General features: G+C 64.8%; 25 protein-coding genes. 8 read left to right on the top strand and 17 right to left on the bottom strand.

The annotated features are described in order from the left end of the window. The first annotated feature begins 1 nt into the window (after window position 1). Genes ACFHPP_RS21160 through ACFHPP_RS21150 form a run of 3 tightly spaced genes read left to right on the top strand, consistent with a single transcriptional unit; the run spans window position 2 to window position 2,609 of the window. Window positions 2–958 (top strand): type II secretion system F family protein, encoded by a 957-nt coding sequence (locus ACFHPP_RS21160; protein WP_437165223.1) that lies wholly within the window; start codon window positions 2–4, stop codon window positions 956–958. Further along, complete coding sequence (locus ACFHPP_RS21155) at window positions 958–1,920, top strand: type II secretion system F family protein (RefSeq protein WP_437165222.1); 963 nt, start codon at window positions 958–960, stop codon at window positions 1,918–1,920. The genes ACFHPP_RS21160 and ACFHPP_RS21155 overlap by 1 nt, the downstream gene beginning before the upstream one ends. After that, window positions 1,917–2,609: a tetratricopeptide repeat protein gene (locus ACFHPP_RS21150; RefSeq protein ID WP_437165221.1), complete on the top strand. Its 693-nt coding sequence runs from the start codon at window positions 1,917–1,919 to the stop codon at window positions 2,607–2,609. The genes ACFHPP_RS21155 and ACFHPP_RS21150 overlap by 4 nt, the downstream gene beginning before the upstream one ends. 6 nt (window positions 2,610–2,615) lie before the next feature. Here the strand turns inward: ACFHPP_RS21150 and wrbA are convergent, their stop codons facing one another. From wrbA to ACFHPP_RS21100, 10 genes are all read right to left on the bottom strand, one after another. Continuing rightward, window positions 2,616–3,233 (bottom strand): NAD(P)H:quinone oxidoreductase, encoded by a 618-nt coding sequence (wrbA, locus tag ACFHPP_RS21145; RefSeq protein ID WP_437165220.1) that lies wholly within the window; start codon window positions 3,231–3,233, stop codon window positions 2,616–2,618. Window positions 3,234–3,342: 109 nt separating this feature from the next. Continuing rightward, complete coding sequence (locus tag ACFHPP_RS21140) at window positions 3,343–4,674, bottom strand: hydrolase (protein ID WP_437165219.1); 1,332 nt, start codon at window positions 4,672–4,674, stop codon at window positions 3,343–3,345. Then, window positions 4,671–5,264 carry a c-type cytochrome gene (locus ACFHPP_RS21135; protein ID WP_437165218.1) on the bottom strand — a complete coding sequence of 198 codons (594 nt, stop codon included), beginning with the start codon at window positions 5,262–5,264 and terminating at the stop codon, window positions 4,671–4,673. The genes ACFHPP_RS21140 and ACFHPP_RS21135 overlap by 4 nt, the downstream gene beginning before the upstream one ends. Next, window positions 5,264–6,472 carry a PQQ-dependent sugar dehydrogenase gene (locus tag ACFHPP_RS21130; protein WP_437165217.1) on the bottom strand — a complete coding sequence of 403 codons (1,209 nt, stop codon included), beginning with the start codon at window positions 6,470–6,472 and terminating at the stop codon, window positions 5,264–5,266. The genes ACFHPP_RS21135 and ACFHPP_RS21130 overlap by 1 nt, the downstream gene beginning before the upstream one ends. A 97-nt stretch (window positions 6,473–6,569) precedes the next feature. Next, window positions 6,570–7,640, bottom strand: coding sequence for a pyrroloquinoline quinone biosynthesis protein PqqE (gene pqqE / locus ACFHPP_RS21125; RefSeq protein WP_437165216.1), 1,071 nt, complete (start codon window positions 7,638–7,640; stop codon window positions 6,570–6,572). Beyond that, window positions 7,633–7,893 carry a pyrroloquinoline quinone biosynthesis peptide chaperone PqqD gene (gene pqqD / locus ACFHPP_RS21120; RefSeq protein ID WP_437165215.1) on the bottom strand — a complete coding sequence of 87 codons (261 nt, stop codon included), beginning with the start codon at window positions 7,891–7,893 and terminating at the stop codon, window positions 7,633–7,635. The genes pqqE and pqqD overlap by 8 nt, the downstream gene beginning before the upstream one ends. Beyond that, complete coding sequence (pqqC, locus tag ACFHPP_RS21115; protein WP_437165214.1) at window positions 7,890–8,615, bottom strand: pyrroloquinoline-quinone synthase PqqC; 726 nt, start codon at window positions 8,613–8,615, stop codon at window positions 7,890–7,892. The genes pqqD and pqqC overlap by 4 nt, the downstream gene beginning before the upstream one ends. Next, window positions 8,612–9,526, bottom strand: coding sequence for a pyrroloquinoline quinone biosynthesis protein PqqB (pqqB, locus tag ACFHPP_RS21110; RefSeq protein WP_437165213.1), 915 nt, complete (start codon window positions 9,524–9,526; stop codon window positions 8,612–8,614). Before pqqB ends, pqqC begins: the two co-directional genes overlap by 4 nt. A 16-nt stretch (window positions 9,527–9,542) precedes the next feature. Further along, window positions 9,543–9,623: a pyrroloquinoline quinone precursor peptide PqqA gene (gene pqqA / locus ACFHPP_RS21105; protein ID WP_437165286.1), complete on the bottom strand. Its 81-nt coding sequence runs from the start codon at window positions 9,621–9,623 to the stop codon at window positions 9,543–9,545. A 92-nt stretch (window positions 9,624–9,715) separates the two neighbouring features. Further along, window positions 9,716–10,594, bottom strand: a complete 879-nt coding sequence (locus ACFHPP_RS21100) for a TauD/TfdA dioxygenase family protein (RefSeq protein ID WP_437165212.1) — start codon at window positions 10,592–10,594, stop codon at window positions 9,716–9,718. A gap of 219 nt (window positions 10,595–10,813) precedes the next feature. Here ACFHPP_RS21100 and ACFHPP_RS21095 point away from each other — a divergent pair, with 219 nt between their 5' ends. The 4 genes from ACFHPP_RS21095 to ACFHPP_RS21080 all read left to right on the top strand — a co-directional run bounded on the left by ACFHPP_RS21095 (window position 10,814) and on the right by ACFHPP_RS21080 (window position 15,132). Beyond that, window positions 10,814–11,653 carry a polysaccharide deacetylase family protein gene (locus tag ACFHPP_RS21095; RefSeq protein WP_437165211.1) on the top strand — a complete coding sequence of 280 codons (840 nt, stop codon included), beginning with the start codon at window positions 10,814–10,816 and terminating at the stop codon, window positions 11,651–11,653. Continuing rightward, window positions 11,650–12,627, top strand: coding sequence for a Bug family tripartite tricarboxylate transporter substrate binding protein (locus ACFHPP_RS21090; protein WP_437165210.1), 978 nt, complete (start codon window positions 11,650–11,652; stop codon window positions 12,625–12,627). Before ACFHPP_RS21095 ends, ACFHPP_RS21090 begins: the two co-directional genes overlap by 4 nt. A gap of 86 nt (window positions 12,628–12,713) precedes the next feature. Next, window positions 12,714–13,304 (top strand): exopolysaccharide biosynthesis protein, encoded by a 591-nt coding sequence (locus ACFHPP_RS21085; RefSeq protein ID WP_437165209.1) that lies wholly within the window; start codon window positions 12,714–12,716, stop codon window positions 13,302–13,304. 670 nt (window positions 13,305–13,974) lie between these two features. Further along, entirely contained in the window at window positions 13,975–15,132 is a 1,158-nt protein-coding gene (locus ACFHPP_RS21080; protein WP_437165208.1) for a pentapeptide repeat-containing protein, read from the top strand. 201 nt (window positions 15,133–15,333) lie between these two features. Here the strand turns inward: ACFHPP_RS21080 and ACFHPP_RS21075 are convergent, their stop codons facing one another. The 3 genes from ACFHPP_RS21075 to ACFHPP_RS21065 all read right to left on the bottom strand — a co-directional run bounded on the left by ACFHPP_RS21075 (window position 15,334) and on the right by ACFHPP_RS21065 (window position 18,734). Next, entirely contained in the window at window positions 15,334–15,819 is a 486-nt protein-coding gene (locus ACFHPP_RS21075) for a ribonuclease H family protein (RefSeq protein WP_437165207.1), read from the bottom strand. Beyond that, window positions 15,816–17,258 carry a hypothetical protein gene (locus ACFHPP_RS21070; protein ID WP_437165206.1) on the bottom strand — a complete coding sequence of 481 codons (1,443 nt, stop codon included), beginning with the start codon at window positions 17,256–17,258 and terminating at the stop codon, window positions 15,816–15,818. Before ACFHPP_RS21070 ends, ACFHPP_RS21075 begins: the two co-directional genes overlap by 4 nt. 753 nt (window positions 17,259–18,011) lie before the next feature. Beyond that, entirely contained in the window at window positions 18,012–18,734 is a 723-nt protein-coding gene (locus tag ACFHPP_RS21065; RefSeq protein WP_437165205.1) for a recombinase family protein, read from the bottom strand. A gap of 271 nt (window positions 18,735–19,005) precedes the next feature. On the opposite strand from ACFHPP_RS21065, the gene ACFHPP_RS21060 reads away from it, so the two are divergent. Next, window positions 19,006–20,016 carry a hypothetical protein gene (locus ACFHPP_RS21060; RefSeq protein WP_437165204.1) on the top strand — a complete coding sequence of 337 codons (1,011 nt, stop codon included), beginning with the start codon at window positions 19,006–19,008 and terminating at the stop codon, window positions 20,014–20,016. 54 nt (window positions 20,017–20,070) lie between these two features. Here the strand turns inward: ACFHPP_RS21060 and ACFHPP_RS21055 are convergent, their stop codons facing one another. From ACFHPP_RS21055 to ACFHPP_RS21040, 4 genes are all read right to left on the bottom strand, one after another. Then, window positions 20,071–20,319: a hypothetical protein gene (locus ACFHPP_RS21055; RefSeq protein ID WP_437165203.1), complete on the bottom strand. Its 249-nt coding sequence runs from the start codon at window positions 20,317–20,319 to the stop codon at window positions 20,071–20,073. An 820-nt stretch (window positions 20,320–21,139) separates the two neighbouring features. Then, a complete protein-coding gene (locus ACFHPP_RS21050) occupies window positions 21,140–22,123 on the bottom strand; it encodes an HIT domain-containing protein (RefSeq protein ID WP_437165202.1) in 984 nt (327 codons plus the stop codon). Window positions 22,124–22,149: 26 nt separating this feature from the next. Beyond that, the gene (locus ACFHPP_RS21045) at window positions 22,150–22,782 is read right to left on the bottom strand and encodes an HNH endonuclease (protein ID WP_437165201.1); all 633 of its coding nucleotides are present in this window, start codon (window positions 22,780–22,782) and stop codon (window positions 22,150–22,152) included. Between the two features lie 84 nt (window positions 22,783–22,866). Further along, window positions 22,867–24,061, bottom strand: a 1,195-nt coding sequence (locus ACFHPP_RS21040) for a site-specific integrase (RefSeq protein WP_437165200.1), incomplete at its 5' end; no start/stop codon positions are given.

The following is a 24,061-nucleotide window of genomic DNA, read 5'->3' as shown; positions in this document are numbered from 1 at the left end:
GATGTCCCTCGCGCTGGCGCTGCTGATCGCCCTGCCGCTGCTGCTCAGCCTGCTGCTGGGCGGGCTGGCGCTGATCCATGGTGGCACGGGGCGGGCGCTGCGGGAGCGGGTGCGCAGCCTGTCCCAGGCCGCGCCGCAGGGCGCCGCGGTGGCGCTGCCGAGCATCCGCGTCGGCGGCAGCCGGCACGGAGCCCTGGCAATGCGCATCTTCCGCTTCCTGCGCTTCAACCCGGACATGCCGCAGGAACAGGTCATCGCATGGCCGCTGGTGGCCCTGATCGGCGTGCTGGCCACGATCGGCGCCGCCTTCTTGCTGGGTGGCATCCTGGGCCAGGCGCCGGCGCTGCTGGCCGCGCCGATGATCGGCGTGCTGGCGGCGCGCGGCATCTTCGGCTGGCAGCATGCCCGCTACTGCGAGCAGGTCTTCGTGCAGATCCCCGACGCGCTCGGCCTGATGGTCCGCGCGCTTCGCGCCGGCCTGCCCTTGGCCGAGGCGCTGCGCGGCATCAGCCGCGAGATGCCGGCCCCGACGCGCGACGAATTCGCCCGCGTGATCGGCGACATGGCGATCGGCCGGCCGATCGAGGCGGCGCTGGCGCGGCTGCATGAACGCACCGGCCTGACCGAATATGCCTTCCTCGCCGTCACGCTCGGCCTGCAGGCGCAGACCGGCGGCAGCCTGGCGGAGACGCTCGACAACCTGTCCGAGATGGTGCGCAAGCGCGTCGCCATGGCGCGGCGCGCGCAGGCGATGGCCGGCGAGGCGAAGGCCCAGGCGGCGCTGCTGCTGGTGCTGCCTTTCGTCGCGGCACTCGGCATGTCCGCCATGCAGCCCTTCTACATCAGCGCCTTCACCGAAAACCCGACCGGCCGGACGATGGCCCTGACCGGCTTCGGCATGATGATCCTCGGCGTGCTGTCGATCCGCTGGCTGATCCGCCAGGCGGGGCGCGACTGATGCCGCAGCCGCTGCCGCTCGCGACGCTGCTGATGGCGATGGGGGCCGCCGGCGTGGCCATCGCGCTTGCCGTGCTGGCCGCAACGCTGCTGGCGCAGGGCGCGGAGGAGCGTGACCTGGCGCTGCGCCTGCGCGCCGTGGTGCGGCCGGCGGAACGTGCGGCGACCGGCCGCGCCGCACGGAGTCTGGCGGGCGCCTTCAGCCGTCCTTTCCGCCGCCTGGGGGAATGGCTGCGGGACAGCGCCATCGTCTCCGGCGCGGAGGTGCAGGAATTCCAGCGCGCCATGGCGGCCGCAGGCCTCGACCCGCGGCACAGCGTGCCGGTCTTCATCGGGCTGAAGGCCGTGCTGATGCTGGCGCTGCCGCTGGCGGCGCTCGGCTACGCCGTGGCGACGGAAGCCGAAGCGCACAACGCCATCTTCCTAACCTTCGGCGGCGTGGTCGCCGGCGTCATCGGACCGAACCGCGTGGTGGACCGGCTGCGCCGCGGCTTCCAGCAGCGCCTGAAGCGCGGCCTGCCGGATGCGCTGGACCTGCTGGTGGTCGCGGCCGAGGCCGGGCTGGGGCTAGAGACGGCGGTGGATCGCGTCGCGCGCGAGATGGCCGGCTCCAACGCCGCCATTGCGCTGGAGCTGAACATCCTGGTGCAGGAACTGCGCATGCTGCCGGACCGACGCCTGGCGCTGGAGCGCATGGCGGAGCGGACGGGGCTCGAGGGTTTCAAGCGCCTTTCCGCGACGCTGTCGCAGACGCTGCGCTACGGCACGCCGCTGGCCCAGGCGATGCGCGTGCTGGCCGCCGACATGCGACAGGAACGCATGCTGCGGCTTGAGGAGAAGGCGATCCGCCTGCCCGCGTTGCTGATCGGACCGCTGATCCTGTTCATCCTGCCGGCGCTGTTCATTGCGTTGATCGGGCCATCCATCCTGGAAATCGGCAAGACCCTCGGAGGTTCCCCATGATGCGCGGCCTATGGCCCCTGCTGGTGCTGCTGAGTGGTTGCGCCGGCGCGCCGCCGAGCGGGCCGCGGGACCACGACACCGGCTCGCGCCTGCGCGTCGCGGCCGCGGCCGAGGCGGCCGGGCGGACCGACATGGCGCTGTCGATGTACGCCTCCGCCGCCGCGGCGGAACCGGGCAACGCGGCCGTGCAGGCGGGCTTCGCCGCGGCGCTGCTGCGGGCTGGCAACACGGCGCAGGCGGAGCAGGTGCTGCTGCGGGCGCTGCAACGCCATCCCGCCGATGCCGGCCTGCTGGTGGCCAGTGGCCGGCTGCGGCTGCGCGCCGGGGCGGCGGACCAGGCGCTGGATCAGTTCCGGCGCGCGGTCGCGGCGGCGCCGCGGGATGCGCAGGCCCTGGGCGGGCAGGCGGTGGCGCTCGATCTGCTGGGCCGGCACACCGAGGCCGAGGGCCGCCATCGCGCGGCGCTGGCGCTGGCACCGGCCAGCATCGGCATTGCCAACAATCTCGGCATGTCGCTGCTGCTGGCCGGGCGCGCGGCGGAGGCGGCGGAGGTGTTCGCCACGTTGGCCGCGCTGCCCGCCGCGCCGCCGCGCGTGGCGGCCAACCTGGCGGTCGCGCGGGCGGCGGCGCAGGGCGGGATGGGCGAGCCGGGCATGGCGCCGCTGCTGACGGCGTTGGCGCCCGGCTGAGCGGCCTCAGCCGAGCAGCGGCCCGCCGGCCTTCACCGCCGCCGCCACCTTCGCCACGTAGCGGCCCTGGAAGCGCGCGCCCTCAAGCTCCACGGCGGATGGCATGCGGCTGCCGTCGCCATCGGTGATCGTCGACGCGCCGTAGGGGCTGTTCCCCATCACCTCCTTCACGCCCATCTGCCCCTGGAACGCATAGGGCAGGCCGACCACCACCATGCCGAGATGCAGCATGGTCGGGATGAAGGTAAGGATCGTGCTCTCCTGCCCGCCATGCTGCGTGGCGGAGGAGGTGAAGGCGGAACCGACCTTGCCGTTCAACGCACCCTTCGCCCACAGACCGCCGGTCTGGTCGATGAAGTTGCGGAGCTGCGAGGTCATGGTGCCGTAGCGCGTGCCGCTGCCGAAGATGATGGCGTCGTAGTTCGGCAATTCGTCCACCGTGGCGATGGGCGCGGCCTGATCCAGCTTGTAGCCGGATTTGCGCGCAACTTCCTCCGGCACCAGTTCCGGCACGCGCTTGATGTCGACTTCGGCGCCGCCGGCGCGGGCGCCTTCGGCCACCGCCTGCGCCATCGCCTCGATATGGCCGTAGGCGGAGTAGTAGAGAACCAGGACCTTCGCCATCGGGAGCATCTCCTGCATCGGTGATGGCGCAGGTCTATCCGCGGCATCGCCGCCCCAGCCAGCGCCAAGTGCTGATGACGTCCATCCCGGCCGTGAATGAAACCGCCTGCTACCAGGTCAGCTCCGCAACGCTGATGCGGCCTTCCGCTGCGGGCCAGGCGCGCGCCACGATGCGTTCGGTGTTGAAGATGCCAACCACGGGCCGGCCGAGTTCCGCCGCCGGAAGCTGCACGGTCGCGGCCGCGGCAACCGCGACGCCCGGCCGCAGCGTGGCCGGCTGCCGGCCATCGAGCAGCACGATGTCGCGCGGGATGCCGAAGTAGCCGCGTGGCCGTTGCAGCACCACGACACCGCCAGCGGAACGCTCCGCCGCCGCCAGCGCGCGCGGGCGCAGATGCACGACGTCGGAGCTGCGCGGGAAGGCGTTGCGGTAGACGTGCGTGGTGGTGTGGCCAGAGGCCGCGACGACGATCTCCAGCGCCCAGTCATTCGCCACCGTCACCGGCCCCCAGCGGCCATCGGCGCCGGTGGTGCGGCGGTGCAGCGCCTCCCCGATCCGGGCACCGGTCGCGGGGTCGGTGCGGAATACCTCGACGACGGCGTCGGCCACCGGGCGGTTGGTGACGGTTGGGGCGGATTGCGTGACGATGCCGTCCAGCACCGGGCGGGCTTCCGGCACCACCGCGACGTGGTCGGGCTCGCGCCCCGCAATGAAGCGGAACTGCTCGCGGAAGGCACGCCAGTGATAGGCGGTCTCGCGATGGTCGAGGTCGCCGAGCACCAGGTTGGTGGCGCCGCGCAGTTCCGGACCGTCGACATCGGTGCCGGTCGGGCGGTCCGGGGTTGGCGACCAGATGGCGCGCGGCTGGGCGTAGACGTCGTTCCAGGCGCTGCGGATCGTCAGGAAATCCGTCTCCGGCACCACATCGGTGGCGCCGCCGTTCAGCCGGGTCAGGAAGGGACCCTTGCCGTTGAACTCCCGGTTGCGCGATTCCGGCCAGTCGGAGGTGCCACGGTTGGGCGTGCCGCACAGCACGGCATGCGAGACCAGCGGCGCGCCGCCGCGATGCACGACGAAGTCGCGGATCGGGTTGCCGCCGCGCGAATTGCCGACCAGCGCGACGCGCGGCGCACCGGTCCGCGCGCGCAACTCCGCCACGAAATTCGCCAGCCGGTCGGTCTGTTCCACCGTGCTGCTGCGGTTGGGCTGCGGCACCAGGTCATCGTCCCGCGACAACGGGTCCGGCATGTTCACCGCCATCAGGCGGTCGCGTGGGATGCCGTTGCTCTCGAAGCGCCACAGCGTCGTCTGCCACAGCGCCGCATGGTCGCCATTGCCGTGGATGAACAGGATGGGCGGGATCGCCGCCTGCGCGCGCAGCACACGCGGCGCGGCGAGCAGGGCGGCGGAGGCGAACAGGGCGCGGCGGGAGACTGTCATTCACGGTGTGCCAGGTAATGCGCGAGCGCGCGGATGTCGGCGTCGCCGATGCCGTACATGAGGCCGTTCATCTGCGTGTCGGCGCCGACGCGGGTGTTGTCACGGTACTCGCGTAGCGCGTGGGCCAGGTAATCCTCCCGCTGGTGGTTGATGCGAGGGATGTTGGCGCGGCCGGCGTAGTTCGGCAGGTGGCAGACGCCGCAGTTGCGGCCGGCCGCCAGTTCCTCGCCACGGGCGGCCAGCGCCGCGTCACGCGCGCCGCGGTCGGCGGGCGGGCCGGAGGGCTGGGCGGCGAAATGCGCGGCGAGATCCTCGGCTTCCGTATCCGTCAGGCCCTTCGCCGCCTCCGTCATGGCCGGAACCTGGCGCAGCCCCTCGCGGAACAGCACCAGCTGCATGGTCAGGAAATCTGCCTGCTGGCCGGCGAGCGAGGGCATCTCCGGCATCTCGCTGCGGCCGCCAGGGCCATGGCAGGCGGCGCATTGGCGGGCTTCGGCGACGGCGGCACCGCGGGCGGCATCCTGCGCCGAGGCGGGCTGGGCGAAGGCGGCGGCCAGCGCGGCCGCCGCCAACAATCGGTAGGACAGCATCAACGGCGGTAGGTCACGCGATAGATCGCGCCGTTGTCGGTATCGGAGACCAGCAGGGAGCCGTCGGGCAGCGTCAGCAGGCCGGACGGCCGGCCGTTGAACTTCTGCGCCGCGTCGTCTCGGAAGCCGGTCATGAAGGGCTCCTGCACCAGGCGCCCGCCCTCGGCCTCACGCACCACCACCACCTCGAAGCCCGAGAGCGGCTCGCGGTTCCAGGAGCCCTGGAAGGCGACGAACAGCGCGTTGCGGTACTGCTCGGGGAACTGCGTGCCGGTGTAGAAATGCGTGCCGACCGGCGCGACATGCGGGCCGAGGACGCGGGCCGGCGGCGGGAACTCGTTGCACAGGCGCGTCGGCTCCGCGGCCGCCGGGTCCTGGAAGCCGCCGGCGCACCAGGGGAAGCCGTGATGTTCGCCACGCTGAAGGTTCACATGCAGCGTGTCGGAGGGGTTGTTGTGCCCGGCCCAGTCGCGGCCGTGGTTGCTGAACCAGAGCTGGCCGGTGCGCGGGTGGAAGTCGAAGCCGACGGAATTGCGCACGCCGCGCGCCTCGATCCGGCGATCGCTGCCGTCGGGGTTCCAGCTCTCGATCAGGGCGAACTTCTCGCCGTCGAATTCGCAGATGTTGCAGGGTACGCCGCGCGGAATGTAAATCCGCCCATCCGGCCCGAAGGCGATGTGCTTCCAGCCGTGATGCGGCTCCGGCGCCTGGCCGAAGGCCTCGGTCAGCTCGACCGGCTGCGGATTCTGCAAATTCTGCTCGACATTGTCGATGCGAAGAACCCGGTTCATCGCCGCGATGTACAGCGCGCCGTCCCGTACCGCGAGGCCGGACGGCTGCGTCAGGCCCTGCATCAGCGTGGTGACGGTGCGCGCGTTGCCGTTGTCGCGCACGGCATAGACGCGGCCGATGGCGCGGGTGCCGACGAAGATCGTGCCGTCGGGACCGCGCACCATCACGCGTGCGCCTGGCAGGCCATGCGCCCACAGCTCCACCTGGAAGCCCTCGGGCACGCGCAGCGCGGCAGTCGGAATGCGTTCGGGTGGCGTGTTGGTCAGGCGCGGCGGGTGCGGCGCCAGCGGCGAGTTCGCCATCTCGGCGGGGCGTCCCTGCGCCCACGCCGGGGCCGGTGCGGCCTGCTGCGCGAAGGCGAGGCCAGGCAGCGCCACCGCGGCGGCGGCGAGTCCCATCAAGCTGCGTCGGATCATTCTGTTTCCCCTCCCCGGCCGTTCAGGCCGTTGCAGGACCATAGGAGGGTGCAACCGGAAATTGGGCAAGACGCAATCCGGCACGATGACGCGCGTGTCAGGAGTAGCCGCGATAGGTGAAGTCGGTCTCGCCCGCCTCGGCCACCGCATCCGCCAGCATGGCGTGGTGCGGCGACAGCGCGCAGGCGGGGTCGGTGGCGCTGGCGTCGCCGGTCAATGCGAAGGCCTGGCAGCGGCAGCCGCCCCAGTCCCGCTCGGCATGTTCGCAGCCCTGGCAGGGGCTCGGCATCCAGGACGTGCCGCGATAGGCGTTGAAGGCCGGGCTGTCGTTCCAGGCGGCTTGCAGCGAAGTGTCGCGCACATTGGGGAAGTCGAGTCCCGTCAGCGTCTCCGCGGCGTGGCACGGCAGGATGCGACCGGCCGGGGACACCGCCAGGAAGCGCCGGCCCCAGCCGCCCATGCAGGATTTCGGGCGGCTGGCGTGGTAGTCCGGCACGACATAGTCGATCACCAACCGGTCGCGCAGCCGCATGCGCGCCGCATCCACCACCTGCGTCGCCGTATCCAGCATGGCGCGGCTCGGCAGCAGGGCGTCGCGGTTGGCCAGGGCCCAGCCGTAATATTGCACATGGGCTACTTCGAGCCGCGCCGCGCCCCACTCCAGCGCGATGTCGATCAGCGCCGGCAGGTTGTGCAGGTTCTGGCGATGCACCACGGCGTTCAGCGTCAGCGGCAGCCCGGACTCGCGCACCAGCCGCGCCGCCTCCCGCTTGCGCGGCATGGCGCCGCGCATCCCGCCGATGCGCTCGGCGCCCGTATCCTCCGCGTCCTGCACGGAAAGCTGGACGTGATCCAGGCCGGCGCCGACCAGGCGGTCCATCATCGCCTGGTCCAGCAGCACGCCGGCGGTGATGAGGTTGGTGTAGAGCCCGGCATCCCGCGCCGCGGCGACGATGTCGGCGATGTCCCGCCGCACCGTCGGCTCGCCGCCCGAGAGATGCACCTGGAGGCAGCCGAGCGCCACGGATTCGCGGAACACGCGCGCCCATTCCGCCGTGTCCAGCTCCTGCCGCGCCCGCGTCAGCTCGACGGGGTTCGAACAGTAGGGGCAGCGCAGCGGGCAGCGATGCGTCAGCTCCGCCAGCAGGGCGAGCGGTGCGTCAGCCATGGCGCAGTGCGCCCCGTATGACGAGATCCGCGATCAGCGCGCGAACATCGGCGCCGATCACCTCCGTCGGCGCATCGTACTGCGCGGCCAGCGCCGCGATGATCGCCGCCTCGTCACGCGCGCCATCCACCAGCCGCAGCACGGCGAGCGCGGTTTCGTCCGGCACGAACATGCGTTCCGGCGCCATGACGATCCAGCGATCGCGCGCCTTGTCCTCCTGCAGCCGGACGCCGGGGGCGAAGCGTGGCGTCATGGACGGAAGGCGCCGGGAGGCGGCAGGCCGGGCGCGACATAGGCGAAGTGCAGCGCATCCAGCTGCGCCCAGAGCAGGTCGCACTTGAAGCGCAGCGCGGCGAGCACCTGACGTTGCAGCTCCGGCGTCGTCGCCTCCCGCTTCACGTAGTCCAGCGCGAAGGCGACATCCGCCGGCGCCTGTGTCAGGCGCGGCTTGAAATAGGCCAGCGTCGCCTCCGAGACGAAATCGTAATTCGCCAGCATCCCGGAGACGCGGGAGCGGATGATGTCGGTCGAGAACATCTCCGTGAGCGAGGAGGCGATCGCCTCCAGCAGGCTGCGCTCGCGCACGAAGCGCACATAGGCCTCCACCGCGAAGCGCGTGCCGGGCAGGATGCCGTCCATCGAGGTGACGTAGTCGCGGTCCAGGCCCAGGCCATCGGTCAGCGCCAGCCAACGCTCGACGCCGCCGGGATGTTCGCCGTCGCCGTCGTGGTCCACCAGCCGCCGGCGCCATTCCCGTCGCAGATCCGGCGTCGGCAGTCGTGCGAGCAGGGAGGCATCCTTCATCGGGATATGCGCCTGGTAGCAGTAGCGGTTCAGCGCCCAGGCCTGCACCTGGCCGCGATCCAGCTTTCCGCCGTGCAGCAGGTGATGGAACGGGTGGTGGACGTGGTAGCGCTCCGCCCCGATGGCGCGCAGCGCATCCTCCAGTTCCTGCGGCGAAAGCGTACCGGTCACGGCGTGATCTCCATCCCATCCTCGGCCACTTCCCAGCCCGCCGCGGCCAGCGTGGCGCGCTCCGGGCTGTCGGCTAGCAGGGCGGGGTTGGTGTTGTTGAGGTGGGTCAGGATGCGGCGGCCGACGCCGAGACTCGCGAATTCGTGAAGCGTCTCTGTGATCGGCATGTGTCCCATGCGACGGCCGGTCTTGGGCCCGGCGCCGGACACGATCATTTCGTCATCCTTGAACAACGTGCCGTCGAAGATCACGCAGTCGGCACCGCGCATCCGGTCCCGCAGCGCCGGCGTCATCATCGCGCAGCCGGGGATGTAGTGCAGCACGGCATCTCCCGCGGAAATCGCCAGGCCCAGTGCATCCCCGTCCTCGGAGACCTCCGGCTGTTCGGAGGTCTCCGCGTACAGCGGCACCTTGCCGGGAACGACATACGCGGTGATCGACAGACCGAGCGCGGCACCGCCTGCATCCTGCGGCGCGAAGGCCGCATCCAGTGGCAGATCGGCGCGGCTGACAAAAGCTGGATTCAGGCAACCGAAGATCGGGTTGGCGTCCAGCACGGCGCGCGTTGGCGCGGCGGCATAGAGGCGGAAGGGCTGGCGCTCACGCAGGTGCAGCAGGCCCGCAATGGCATCGACCTCGCCGCCCGTCAGCAGCACGGCCGAGATGGGCGAATTGCGCAGCGGGGTCGCGCGGGGATGCAGCGCGGGCGTCGCCTCGATCTGCTGGCGCAGGTCGGGGGCGGCGTTCACCAACAGCCAACGTTCACCATCGGCGCTGACGGCCAGGCTCGCCTGGGTCCGGCGTGGCGCCGCAGGGTCTCCGGCGCGGGCCCGGCGGCAACCGGGACCGGCCGAATTCCACTGTGGAAACCCGCCTCCGGCACCGGCGCCCAGAATGATCGCGCGGAGCATGGAGGCAGGCAGAAGCTCAGGCGATTTCGGCGCAGGCGTAGCTGTTGATTTCCATCGCCAGCGAGATCTCGACGATCTTCGGGGTCTTCCAGGCCATCGTTGCGTCTCCCGTAAATCCGGCGCTGCTGCCGGGTCGCAGACATGGCCGCCCGGCACCGCGACGGCAAGGGGTTGTGTCAGACCGGGCAATCACCTTGGGCGATCACCCTGGATGGTGACGCGGTTGCCGTAGCGCGTCGCCGGCCAGTAGTCCCACATCGCGCGATGTTGCGCGCAGCGGTTGTCCCAGAAGGCCACCGAGTTCTCGCGCCACCGGAAGCGGCACTGGAACAGCGGGTTGGCGCTGTGCTCGAACAGGTAGGCCAGGATGCCGGTGCTCTCATCCGCCGGGATGTCGAGGATGCGGCGGGTGAAGCCCTTGTTGACGAACAGGGCGCGGCGGCCGGTCACCGGATGCGTGCGGATCACCGGATGCACCGCGCGCGGATACACCGGCGTGTCCTGCACGCCGAGATTCGCATATGTGCCGCGATACACCTCCTCCCCGTCATGCACCGCCGTCAGGCCCTCCAGGTAGGTCTTCATGCGGTCCGACAGCGCGTCGTAGGCGGCGTACATGTTGGCGAACAGCGTATCGCCGCCGACCGGCGGGCACTGCTTGATGTAGAGGATGCTGCCGAGCGGCGGTTCCTCGTCGCAGGACACGTCGGAATGCCAGAATTCGCCATTGGCGCGCGGGCTGTCGCGGTCCGCCTTGATGATCATCAGCGCCGGATGGCCTTCGGTCGGCGCGGCGGGGTGGATGTGCAGCTCGCCGAACTGCCGGCCGAAATCCAGGTGCTGGTCCGGCGTCAAATGCTGGTCGCGGAAGAAGATGACGAGGTTCTCGGCCAGCGCGCGGTGGATCTCCTGCATCTGCTCGGCGGAGGGATTGCCGATGTCGACGCCGCCCAACTCGGCGCCGATGATGGGCGTGAGCTTCTCGACCGTGATGCTGCGATAGGGCTCCGCGGCGTCGGCCGCGTGCCGGTAGCGCGGCCCCCGCGCGGCGGTGCTGACATGGTTCATGGCGTTTTCCCGTCATCTTCGACTCAGACGTGAAGGTGACCGCAGGCACGGGGCACACGTCAACCGCAACCCGGCGCAAGGCTGCATCACCGGGTTGACCCTGGCGGGACCGCCAGCGAAGCTTCGGCAAGGGAAACGTCCGGACCACGGTCGCACGCCGCCAAACAGGTTGCGGATCGTGGGCCCGTGCCTCCGGCATCAGGCGGAGGATGCGGCACGGTGCAGGTCTCGGAACCGAAGGTGAAGGCTTGGCCGAACGGCGCGCAGATCGCCGTGATGGTCACCGTCATGTACGAGACCTGGCCGGAGGGTCGCACCCCGCCCTATTCCCCCATGGCCAGCCCGCTGCGGGAGGGGGTGGTGGACCGGCAGGGCATCTCCTGGGCCGAATATGGCGGCCGCACCGGCATCTGGCGCCTGGGCGAATTGTTCGAGGATTTCGGCGTCAAGGGCACCATCTGCGCCAATGCCCGCGCCGTGGAACGCTACCCGGATTCGGTGAAGGCGCTGCACGCGGCGGGGCACGAGATCGCAGGGCATTCCTACACGCAGAACATGTTCCTGCCCTACATGGAGCCAGCCGAGGAACTTGCCCTGATCCGCCGCTGCGCCGGCATCATCGAGGAGGCGGTCGGGGAACGCCCGGTCGGCTGGGCCAGCCCGCGCATGTCGCCGAGCGAGCACACCGCGCGCTACCTGGCGCAGGAAGGCTTCCTCTGGCACGGCGACTACAACGACACCGACCTGCCTTATGAGGTGACGACGGAGGCCGGGACGCTGGTGGCGTTGCAGCACAGCGACTTCACCGACAATCGCGTGATGCGCGGCAGCCCGAAGGATTTCCTCGACGTCTACCGCGACACCTTCGACTTCCTGATGCTGAGCCGCCGTCCGGAGATCCTGAACCTGACGGTGCACGCCCATTTCGGCGGCCGCCCGCCCCTGGCCGCCATGGTCCACCGTATCCTGCAGCACATGCAGCTTCAGGGCGGCCGGGTCTGGTTCGCGCGCCACGACGAGGTGGCGCGCTGGGTGCGGCAACAGGGAGAGACAACATGACAGGACAAATCACGCGGCGAGGCCTGGCCGGGCTCGCGGCACTCGGGCTGACGGCGTCAGCGGCCAGGGCGCAGTCCTGGCCGGCGCGGCCGATCCAGCTGATCGTGCCCTATGCGCCCGGCGGGACCGGCGACGTGTTCGCGCGCCTGGTGGCGGAGAAGCTGCGCGGCGCGCTCGGGCAGAACCTGGTGGTGGAAAACCGCTCCGGCGCGTCCGGCACCATCGGCACCCAGGCCGTGGTGCGCGCGGCGCCGGATGGCTACACGCTGCTGTTCGGGCAGACGCCGGAGATCGCCATCGCGCGCAACTTCCTGCCGGACGTGCCCTATGACCCGGCCACCGACCTGGCGCCGGTGGCGCTGGTGGGCAACGCGGCGCTGGCGCTGGTGGTGAACGCGGCCTCCCCCTACCGCACGGTGCAGGAGCTGGTTGCCGGCGCAAAGGCACGGCCCGGGTCGCTCACCTTCGCCTCCGCCGGCACCGGCACGCCCGGACATTTCGCCGCCGAGACGCTGGCCCGCCGTGGCGGTGCACCGATGGTGCATGTGCCCTATCGCGGCGCCGGGCCGGCGCTGACGGACCTGCTGGGCCGGCATGTCGGCTTCTTCTTTTCCGGCATGCCGGCCGCGGTGCCGCATGTGCGGGAGGGCAAGCTGCGCATGCTCGCCGTCTCCACCGCCCGGCGCATGCCGAGCGCGCCGGATATGCCGACGGTGCAGGAGGGCGGCATCGCCGAATTCGACTTCAGCCTGTGGGGCGGCTTCTTCGCCCCCGCCGCCACGCCGGCCGCGATCATCGAGCGCCTCAACCGGGAGGTGAACCAGATCCTGCGCGACCCCGCGGTGCGCGATCGGCTGGTGGCGGAAGGCGCCGATGTGCGGGAGACGACGCCGGCGCAATTCGCGGAGTTCGTGCGAGGCGAGGTGACGAAGTACGGCCGCATCATCACGGAGACCGGCGTGAAGCCCGCCTGAACCGGCCCCGGTCGCCGCCTGCGAAGCGGCGGCCGGGCAACCGGGCCGTCCCGATCTCGTTCCTGGCGCGCAGCCAGGGAACGCAGATGTCCGACCACCGAACGCATGCCTTGAGCGAGGTCCTGGACCGGCTCGAAAGCTCGACCCATGGCGAAAGCATCGCGGTGCAGGAGGTGATCGAGAAACTCGGCCCGAAATCCTTCGCATCGCTGATGCTGGTGTTCTCCCTGATCGCCGTCTCGCCGGCCAGCGCGATTCCCGGAACCACGGCGATCGTCGCGGCCATCGTCTTCATCCTGGTGGTGCAGATGATGATCGGCCGCGACTGCGTGTGGCTGCCCGGCTTCATCACGCGCCGCCACATGCCCGCCGAGAAGCTCCGGACGGGCATCGCCTGGCTGCGCAGGCCGGTGGCGTTCGTCGAGCGCTTCCTGCGGCCGCGGCTGGGCTTCCTGCTGCACCGGCCCTGGCTGCTGCTGCCGATGGCCCTGATCCTGGGGCTGACGCTGTTCATGCCGTTCATGGAGCTGGTCCCGACCTCGGGATCGCTCGCCTCGGCCGTCATCGCCTTCTTCGCAGCCGGGCTGCTGACGCGGGATGGCGGGCTGGTCGCGGTCGCGCTGACCCTGCTCCTCGGCGTGGCGGTGGCGGTGTGGCGCTTCGGATTTGCCGCCTGAGGGCGAAGGTCCACCGGCGGGTCGCCTGGATTGGCGCGGTGGGCATTGTGGCTGGGGGACCTGGAAACTCAGCCGCCACTAGGAAAACCAAGGATTAGGCGAGCCCGACTGTTGGGTGTGGGGCCATTGTGGGACACCCGAAGGCTGATAAGCAAGGCATCCTGACGCGACTCAGGGTGAGCGCGCCATTTGTCCGTAAAGCTACATCGGCTGATCCTAGTGGGAGGCGCCTGGTGATGATCGGAATTGTCCGCCTCCCTACTCTTCCACGGTGAGGACCATGCTAGCTCTTTGGCGCGGCGATCTGCCCCTGGAGGCTGCGTTCTGGAGGTGGGCGGTGATCGGCGGGCTGCTGGTCAATTTGAGCACCAGCGTGATGTTCCTCCTGCTCATCATGCACGGACGTCCCGTCTCCGCGCTCATCGTTGGCTACGTTCTTTCAATCCCCTACAACTTGATTGCAGCCGTTGGCGTCTGGCGTTCCGCACTACGACATCCTGGATCGCGTCACTGGGCTGACCTTGCGCGGTTGGTGACAGCAGTGGGTATGTTACTGCTAAGCCTTACCTGAAATCTGAGCGTACCCATTCGGTCCAAGAGGGAGGATAGCCTTGCGGGCGCCAACGGCAGGCATTGGTGCAGCTCTAGTGCGGGAAAGGGAAAAGTCCGGATGGCCAATTTGGAGCACCTTGATTTACTTATTGGGTCGCCTCAGCGATGGAATGACTGGAGGGATCGCGAGCCACACGTACGAATTGACCTGGCAGAGGCAGATCTTAAAGGCCAGGATTTAGAAGCTCGCAATTTGGAAGGAGCAAATCTTCAAAAGGCGGACCTAAGAGGCGCTGTTTGCCATAAGACCAACTTCAGCATGGCTGATCTTATGAGCGCGGATTTTCGCGGATCAATTCTGCACGAAGCCATCTTTTCGCGGGCACAGATGGATGGTTCGGATTTTAGAGGCGCCGCTGGCATCTCACCTTATTTTGGCGGCGCAAGATTAATAGCTGCAAAATTTTTGGGTAATAGTTGGACTGGGGCGAACTTCGAGGGCGCTGATCTACTGCAAGCCGATCTGACTGATACAAATTTTCCTGACGCAAACTTCAGTCTTACCTCACTGGTTCGAGCAGATCTTACTCGAGCTAAAATTGTCGGGTCCAATTTGTCAGCCAGCAACTTGGTCTACGCAAATTTGACCGGAGCCGACATTAGCAGGTGCCGAGTCTGTGGCATCTCTGCATGGGATGTATCGATACAAGGCGCCGTCCAGAAAGATCTTGTTATTACACCAGACGGCGCCCCAGCCATAACGATTGATGAGCTCGAGGTAGCTCAATTTATATACCTCATTCTAAACAACAATAAATTACGGGACGTTATTAACACTGTTACATCTAAAGCGGTACTGATCCTGGGGCGATTTAGCGCGAGCCGAAAACTAGTGCTTGATACTATAAAAGAAGAACTAAGGAAGCATGGATATCTTCCTGTCCTTTTTGATTTTGAGAAGCCCGCCACCAGAGATTTTACTGAGACTGTGCAGTTACTGGCGGGAATGGCCCGTTTTGTCATTGCCGATATATCCGACCCGAGAAGCATCCCGCAGGAACTAAGAGCAACAGTCAAAGACCTCTTATCTGTGCCGTTTCTCCCAATTCTTGATAGCGCGGCGGACGAATACGGTATGTTTGCAGATTTCCTGGGCCACTCACATGTCCTTCCGATTTATAGGTACACCTCAATTAGCCAGCTTGTATCAGAAGTCCAAAGTCAAATAATAGGTCCGGCAGAGGCGAAGTTGGTGGAGATCCGAGCAAAATTGTAGCGTGAGTCTGCAACTAGTGGGATTAGGACCTAGCGGTTCCCATAGATGCCATCTCGCAGAGCGTCCCAGAGCTCTTTGAGTGACACCATACGGTTTGGGTGCTCCAATAGCAGTTTAAGTTGGGAAGCGGTCTATACGGCCGCAGATAAGGCGGCGGTGACACATCATGTGTGCGATTGGTGTGTGACATTATCTTGACACCTACGCTCCGGTTCTCCCAGACGCCTCTGCTGATCTTTGAGCCGATCTAGCCAGCTGAAAAAGTCGCATGGCAACAGGATCATACGTGAAGCTAGGGTCCCAGTACCAGCTGACGCTGTGACGTGCTGCCGCATTCAGCAGGGCGCGCCAAAGGTCAGCATTAGCAACCTGTTTGTCCGCCGAGGTTAGCCGAGCTTCTTGCTGCCATCTCACTATCCACTCACTCATTCCGAGTGTCAGGTATTGCAGATCGCTACGTATAAGGATGGAAGAGGATTCCTCCACTAACTCCAGGGCGCGCAGCGCCGCCTTCATCTTCATCCTGTTGATCGTTGTCGCGAACTCACCGCCGCAGATCTCAAGTCTGGTATTATCAGACATTTGTAGTAGAGCCGCCCATCCTCCGATTCTGGTTTTCGAGTTGCAGCGCCCGTCAACCCAGATTTGCACCTGAGAAGCGCCTTCGCGGCCAGATGAGCAACTCATTCAAGGTTCCTACGAGTCGCTTTTCCGGAGTAATCCTTCACGTTTACCAGCGGCATCACCCCCGCGATTTCTGCGTAGGCCTCTTCCAGCGTCCGCACCGCAGTCTCTTGCATTCTTTCGCCGATGATTAGGCCATCGTGCAGCGGGAGGGATACAATTCTATTATCTCGCCAAAGACGAAGTAGGGCTTGAGAGAGAGCCTGCGCTTCAATCCCCATGAGCCAGAGCGCACAGAGCGATTTCGGGTCATGCGGCGGAAAATCATGAAGCCCCGCCGCAGCGATCACCCGATCAATCTGACCGAGAATGGGATGATGTTGCAGCACGCGCTCGCGGACGCACTGCACTGGATAGTCCCTCACCGGGATGCCCTGATCCAAAAACTTCTGGACCGTACCCTTCGGCCATTTGCTGGGCATCCGCCCATTGCCGAACGTGGCCGTCAGGAACGCCTTCACGACAGGCCTAGGGAGTCCGCTGACGCCGTAGAGGTCGGTTGATGGTGTAGGCGCGCCAAACCCCATGCCGAGCCGCTGAGCAGCCCCGTAGAAGCACCAGACGTGGCTTGCTGAGACATCGGCTTCGACCACTCGTTCCCCAGCAATCCTGATGGTGGGCCGCTGAGCCTTCTTCATCTGCACGTAGTTGTCGCGGCCCTCGGCGTACCAGCGGCCATGCAGCGGGGGCCTGCCGTCGTCGCCAAGCGAGAGGGAAAAGGATCGACGCAGAATCGGAAGCGGACACCCCTCTACATCCGCAGCAGCGATGGCAGCGTTGATCTCAGCAACCTCTGCCTGAAGTCCCTCAAGGTGTGGACCCTTCGGCAGCCTCATGCGCTTCCCACGCGCCTTGAATTCGCCCACCCCAGAACTCTTCCCGCGCAATCCGATGAGGCCGCCGGTCAGGACCTGAGTCCGCGCAAAATGCTTCCACATGTCGTCTACGATGCCGAACTCAGCTGCCATGGTCAGGAGACGGAGACTGGGCCACAGCCTTGGCGCCCATGACTTACCAAACTGTGCTGGGGCACCTGGCGCGGCAAACAGCATGCGCGACCGAAAGCTCTTCTGAAGTCCGACTAATCCGAGTACCTGCATGGCAGCACTGACGCGGCGGAAGGTGCGGGACCCGATGGCCTTACCGCTAAAATTCTGCGCCTGTGTCGGCAGGTAGGTCAGGCGCGGAGAGTTAAGCAGAAGGTCGCCGAGGAATGCCTCGACGCAGTTGCCCACACCTGACCGACGATTGGTGGCCGGCTGTCTGGTCCGGGTAGCGGCGTCAGCATCCTCCACCAGTCCAACAACCTGCGAAACCAAAGCCTTCGCCGGAACAGACACAGCAGCAGCAGTTAATGTTCCGAGGAGAGCCTCACGCAATGCTTCTGTGCTTGGTTGAAGGGTCGCTTGAATGGACAAACCCGGTTGCGACGTGGGGATCATCAAGATGCTCGCGCTTAGCGTTTCACGTGTAGACAATAGGGGTGGTGGGGGCTTGTCACCTTAAGGGGGCTAGAGTGCCTGCTGGAAGCAGGGGTAATACCCTATGGGATGATGATGTAGATACCCATTCCTAGAAGATACACCAGGACCCTTGAGGATAACCCAGGCTTCCTCCGATCCCTGCCTCAGCATTATTTTCCAAAAGCAAATCTGTAAAGCCTTCATTCGTAAACTAACCATTTGTTAATCTTGACAGCCGTTTTGAATGCCCGTCTTCGCCGAACCCTCAGAAACGGCCATCATCTTTCGCCTAATCAACGGCTTCTATGAGGATAGATAATCTGAAGCCTCCGACCCTTGGAGCCGCCGTTATAACCTGCACCCAGTTGCTCTTAAGACGCACCTTAAGTCGGCTTTGCTCGGAATCCGATAACGGTCGGTTTGGATGGCTGAAAAGTCAGCTCTCAAAGTCCGAAGGTTGAGGCGGGAAAAATTATCTTCCCTACCAGAGACTTCCTGAGGCTCTCTGCGCGGGACGTACAGCCTCGCTTCCTAAAGAAGGCACCTATTTTGTAACTGTTTTAGTAGCACATAAGATTGCCGCGCCGATCGCGGGAATCGTCGTTGTGGTCTGCTTCGGGCACCGGAAGAGCCGTCATCCATCTTGCTGTTAAGACGGCTGCCGCTTTCCTCCAGTGCTGAGGCACGTGTGGGGACGGAACGGGAGGCGATGGGCGGGTGTCTAGCGCTGGCCTAGCCGATAGGCGCCGTTTTCAGGATGGCCCTGACTGTCATGTGGTTCCACGCCTTGCCTGCGGGCGATGGAGTAGCCTGTTGATCCAGCCGTAAGGCAATCGCCCGGTAGCTCAGTCCCCGGTCCCTCAAAGCCTGCACCATCGGCGCCACCGAAGACCGGAACCGAATGGCGGTGGTGGTCCTCGCCAGAGCGGCAGCGGCGGCTCCCTGGTGAGAATCTGGAGGCGTCCCGTCGCGATACCCTCTGTCGCCTCCAAGCTTCGCGCCTCGCGCCTTTGCTGCCGTCAGTGCTGCTCTGGTGCGCTCTGAAATCAGCCCTGCCTCAAGTTCGGCTACGGCCGCCATCTGGGTCAGGATGAAGCGGCCCATGGCGCCTGGTGCGAGGGACGGCATGTCGCAGAAGGCCACGTCAACGGATCCGTCGATCAGGGACCGCAGGAAGGGCACGCTGCGGCTGAGCCTGTCCAGCTTCGCCACAAGTAGCGTTGCGCCGGTCTCCTGGCATCGCTGTAGAGCAGCCTGAAGCTCGCTACGGGCGGTCTTGCGACCTGATTCGACCTCGACATGGTGCGGCAGGAGGAGGCGATCTACGGGCCTCAGGAAGGCGTCTATGGCGGCCTTTTGCGCCTCAAGGCCAAGCCCGGAGCGGCCCTGCCGATCGGTGGAGACGCGGCAATAGGCGACGTAGGTTCGGGCATGGCTGGTGGTCGTGGTGGTCACGGTGGATGTCCTCCGGTGGTGGGAATGGATTCCACCGGACCGACGAACGTTGATCGGATGGATTTCCATATACCCGAACCAGAGGACCCCCTACCGGCCACTTCAAAAAAAGCCGTACGTCTTTCGGTTGTTATTATTACAGCACGAAAAATCTCTCTCAGGTTGGCAATCCCAGCTTTGTGAGGAGAGTGAAGCTGACCCCCTGCAAATTGTTTTGCCTGAACAGGACCACGTATGTGATGCTAGCGGAGTGCTGTGAAGGGAGCAAAGCATGCCGGACGGTAGACAAAGCACCGCTGAAGCTCCCCATAGCTCGGCGTCACCGGCGACTGTAGTACCGCACTGCGGTTTGACTGAAGCAAAGCGATGCGGAAACTGTGGGGAGCTTAGGGAAAACACCAGAAAAAAATTATCCGAGATCATGGTGGGGCATGAAGACTCGCTTGAGGAGCGAGTAGAGGAAATTTGCTGGAAGGGGCCCGACTACACCGTCTATCGCTCGACTCACGGCGTCAGCGTCCACCTGTCAGATTGCCTATCTGTAGAACGTGATCAGCGGCGGTTGCTGGCGTCCGCTGGCTCGAAACTATGCCAGCTGCGCTTTCTTGCTTCGCAGATGGCGACTTCGCATCTTAGCTTCCTTCTCCCTTTTATAAAAAGGAAAGGCGGTTTTTACGACCACGAAATGGCGCAAGCTATCGTGTTGGTGCTGGAAGGCAGGAAAGAAGACGCTAACGGGATACTAGATGTTGGGCTGGAGTTGGCTGTTGACCGTCTAGTAAATGAAAACCGCGTTCGGTACCTATTAGCATGTTTCTTCGCTGCCGGCTTCCTTTCTGTATTTACCGCAGCATTGATTTATTTGCTGGGTAATTTGATATCGGAACCTTTTCCTCTTTATCTATTCGGGCTCACGGCGATCTTCGGCGCAGCAGGCGCCACTTGTTCCTTAAGCGTCCGAATACGCGACCTAGCGCTTGTGCCCTGTAGGCAATCTGTCATGAACTATGTGATGGGATCTCTGCGCGTGTTTTTGGGGTTCTCGGGCGGCATTGTTTTGCTGCTACTTCTTTCGGCAGGTCCCCTACAAGGTTTTGGGAATTCGCTTGGGCTGGTCGAACGAGTGCCTGATGGTGACGCATTCGCCTCCTGGCCGGTCTTCGCTCTGGTCGGCTTCTTGGCTGGCTTTGCTGAACGCCTTGTCCCGAATCTAATGCAGAATATGGAGAGCCGGGTTGAGACCGCTGCAGCATCTTCGGCAAGCCAAGGACGAACGAAATAATGAATTCGACCTGTGGTGAGCAGCGGGCCAACTTGGGCTGACTTAAGGTCCACCTTAAGGCGCCAGAGCCTGCCAGCCCGGAAGCAGTTCCGGCGGCTGTCCTCGCGCGAGGAGCACGGCGCGTTCCATCAAAGGCCGCGCCCCTCCGTCAGGCACGTGGGTCACGGTGCCGATGGTGTAATGCTCCTTGATGATCAAAGCCGAACCGAAGAGACGCACAATCCACACTGGCCCAGCTTCGGAGGGAACGTCAGCGCGGCCGATCAGGCGCCTCTCTCCAACATTGTCCAAATAGACCTTCAAGCCATCCTCCTGCCGCTCCGTTGCCCCGCCCTAGCGGAACCTTCGACGGTAGGAATCTATCATAGGTTGAGTGACGTCGGTTCGATAGCAGAAAGGGGACCTGCCTCCAGGACGACTATACGCGCTACGCCGCCCGCACGACCTTCCTGCCCTGTCGGTGAAGTAGGGGCAGGGGCAATTGCCTGGATACGTCGCCAAGCTTTCCCTAATGATCAGGTCGCGAATGGCGTCATCGGTTGGACCTGCGTCGCGTCCTAAAGATTGCCCGGCGAGGAGAGCAAGAAGCAGGCTCCCCCCGACGGCTCTTGCAGTCCACGAAACGACGCCCATTCCTGCCGTGGCCGGGATTGTGGTTGTCCGTTAGCGAAGCCCATCGTCATCGGCCACGCGGATCATCGCATCTCGGAAGCTGAGGTCCCAGCGATCCATGGTGGTCCGCAGCGTGTTGGGCAGCAGCATTGGATTGCTGACTAGCTGGTAGCGATTCCGAACGGTCTCCACGGCTCGCCGGTATGCCGCATCCCGCGAGTGGACTCGAATTGCTCTCCAGTCAGCATCGCTTTTGATCGGCTTCGAGAGGCCAACAGGGGTGGCAGCCCGCAAGGCAAGCCGCTTTGGATCAGTGCCGAGGATCGTAAAGACATCCTGCCGGTCTCGTCCCCTGCCAAGGTGCCAGAGCGAGACCGCAAGGACTAGGCAAGCCAGCCCTCCAAGAACGAAGACTAAGGAAGGAACACTCCTCAGAAGTTCCACTACTACCTCCCTCCTCCGCAGCGACGCTGGCGCAACTTTAGATTGCTTCAGTGCGGAATGGGAACCGTCAGTAGCTCTGCTTTCCAGGGATCACCCCACGCACCCCACCCCGTGGCTCCTCCACGTCTCCCCTGCGCCTCGGAATGAGGTGGACGTGGGCATGGTGAACGGTCTGACCCGCGACTTCTCCGCAGTTCATGCCGACGTTGAATCCTAGCACCGTCCTGTCCTGCTCAAGGATGCCCTTCCGGAGCTCATCAAGAAGGATGCTGATGGCCCGTCGTTCAGGGTCCGTCAGGTCGAACCATGTCGCTGCATGACGGCGAGGGACGATGAGGGTGTGTAGTCGAGTGACCGGAAACGCATCCCTGAAGGAGATTGCCAGCGAGTTGGCCGCGATGATCGGCCCCGGTGAGGACTCGCAGAAGATGCATCCCTCTGCCTTCGCCTGTAGACCACCCCTGACCGCTCTGAAGTCCGTCGCGTCGCGATCCCCCTTGTTCGCATTGCACTGCCAGCAGAGGGCCTGAAGGTTCTCCAAGAGGTCCCTCCCGCCATGCTTCCTCGGGAGGATGTGGTCTACCTCAAGAGCTTTCTCGTCAGCCGGCGACCCGCATAGCTCGCACCGAAAGCCGGCCCGCTTCAGCACCTCGTACCGGACGGTACCAGAGAGGTCTCCAAGGGCCGTCCTGCGGTGGTCGTAGGCCCTGTCCCCACGTCTCCGGAGGTATTCTTCAACCTTGGCATCGCAAATAGCCACAAGCTCAGCCCGCTCGTCTTCAGTGAGCGTCTCAAGATCCACCTTAAGTCGGTATCCGTCGCCGTCGCGCTCCACCAAACCGTGCCGAGTCAGAACCGGCCCAGGCATTCGCTTTATAATCTCTTCATAGTAATCGAGCTGGGCCTGATCAAGCGCGAGGAACGCCGCAGAGATCTCCCGGAGGGATGCCCTGCCGTTGCCCTGGATGAGGGCCTTGAGCATGACCGGCTGGTAGACATGCGACATCCTCATGCGGGTCAGGAGAAAGTCAAGAAGGTCGAGACCATTCAAGGACTTAGCATTCTGTTCAGTGCGTCTCATGCGCGACCAAGGCGTTCTCGAAGATCCTGCCACTCCATTAGGCCGCTACGGTGGAGCATACGGTGGCAGTTTGAGCACACGGCCACTAGGTCTGTTAAATCGGTTGCCCGTTCGCCAGCAGCAATAGGAAGCACGTGATGTGCCTCGATATACTCCGCACCGATCTCTCCATACTTCTCAAAGAAATCAAAGCCGCAGACCTGACAGGAAAAGGAACTTAGTGTCTCTTTGAAGCGACGAACAAGTGCGATGCTTCGCTCACGTTTCAGGTGAGTGTGGAGGCGTTGCCTCCCCTCTTGCCCAATGTTGATTTCTACGTCATCTACAAACTCGTCGTCGCCGCTCGGCGGAATGTTTGATTGGTCAGCCGCAGCATTTACGCCCCGCAATTCCCATACGCCTAGTCGAGCTTGAACCGGTGTTACTCGGCGGAACAAGCTGACGCGCTCGTTCCATTGGCCAGACTCCGGGCAGTTTTCTTGAAGACGCGCCCTGATACTTTGAAGTGGCGTCTTCCCCATCGGAACAGATGGAAACATTTCTAGCAGCTTGTCACGAATTTCCGGTACTGTTGCTGCCCTACCGATCTGACGGAGCGCACTGGCAATCATTTCGGGTGTTAGAGCCATACGGTAGTGTCTCCAAGTTAGCCAACTTTTTAAACCAGTGCCAATGCTGCTCGATGGTTATGTCGGCGACGAGGATCGCCCTTTTCAGGCCGACGATCTCGTGCAGCTCCGCCCCATCAACTCCAACCCTTCTTGAGCGGCTTGGCTGAACGCAAGCGCGGTCATTGTGGAGGTCGCGACGTGGAGGTGCGACAGGCTGAACTCGGGGTATTCCAAAAGCGCCAACGTCGCCGCTGCCGCCTTGAGACCCGGTCCTTTGTCGTATCGAGTGCGGCCTTCGCTTCCACCCGAGGATGCATGGCCCATCAGGTGGTCGCGGTGGCGCTCCTGCCGGAAATCCGTGATGGCGTCAGACAGGCGGGTTATGGCGGTGTGCCGGAAGGAGTGCATGGAAACGCCGGGCCGATAGAGGTTAAGGGCCTTTCGGTACTCCACGAACCACCGCGTAATACGCGTCCCGCGCTTCTTGTCCTTCCCCTGCGGTTTAAGGTCGGGAAATAGAGGGTCGTCAGGGGTCGGCGCCGTGTCGGCAATGTAGGCAGGAAATCCAAGGCGGATCAGCTCCGGGTGCAAAGGGAGTGTGCGCTCCGCTGCGTCGCTCTTCAGGTCGCGGTCACCGCTCTCGCCATTTCCTTCCGTTGCCACGATGCGGACAGCCCACGTGCCTTCGTCGCACCACACATCTCGCCGGTAGAGGTCAGCAAGCTCCTCCAGGCGCGCACCGTGATAGAGCGCGAGGATCGGCAGCCAGAACTTGGCATCCCGGATGATCTGCGGACCGGCCTCGCTGCGCCGGATGGGGTGAGAACCGGTCCAGACTGGCGAGGCGAACAGCGCCTTCAAATCCTCCGGGGTCCATGCGTCGCGCTGCTTCCGTGCCTTGCGCTCCTCCCGGAAGCGGTGCCCCCCGACCATCTCATCACGCGCGGTCTTGGTGATGTGGCCTTGGTCCATCGCAAACCGGAGGAACTGCGACAAAGCCGTGAGGTGCCGCTTGACCGTCTTGTCGCTGATCCGCACCACGCCCTTGGCGTCGGCCTCCGCTATGATCGCGGCGGCACCCCGGCCCTTGTCCTTCGGGGACTTCCCGTAGTGAACCGGTAGCTGGCGCAGGGTCGTGAGGAAGGCGGACGCATCGGCACGGCCATAGGCGTTGATCGGCTTGTCCCCGCAAATGTCCACGAACAGCCGCAGCGTGGTCCGCTCTTGGCTCATGTCGTGGTGCGATAGGCGGTCGATGGCTTCCCGGTGGACGAAGAACGGCTCCACCATTGTGGAA

Source organism: Falsiroseomonas sp. E2-1-a20, from assembly GCF_051433195.1.
Classification (GTDB): Bacteria; Pseudomonadota; Alphaproteobacteria; order Acetobacterales; family Acetobacteraceae; genus Falsiroseomonas.
The sequence above is the reverse complement of the archived record's forward strand: the minus strand, read 5'-3'. Positions and strand labels throughout refer to the sequence as shown.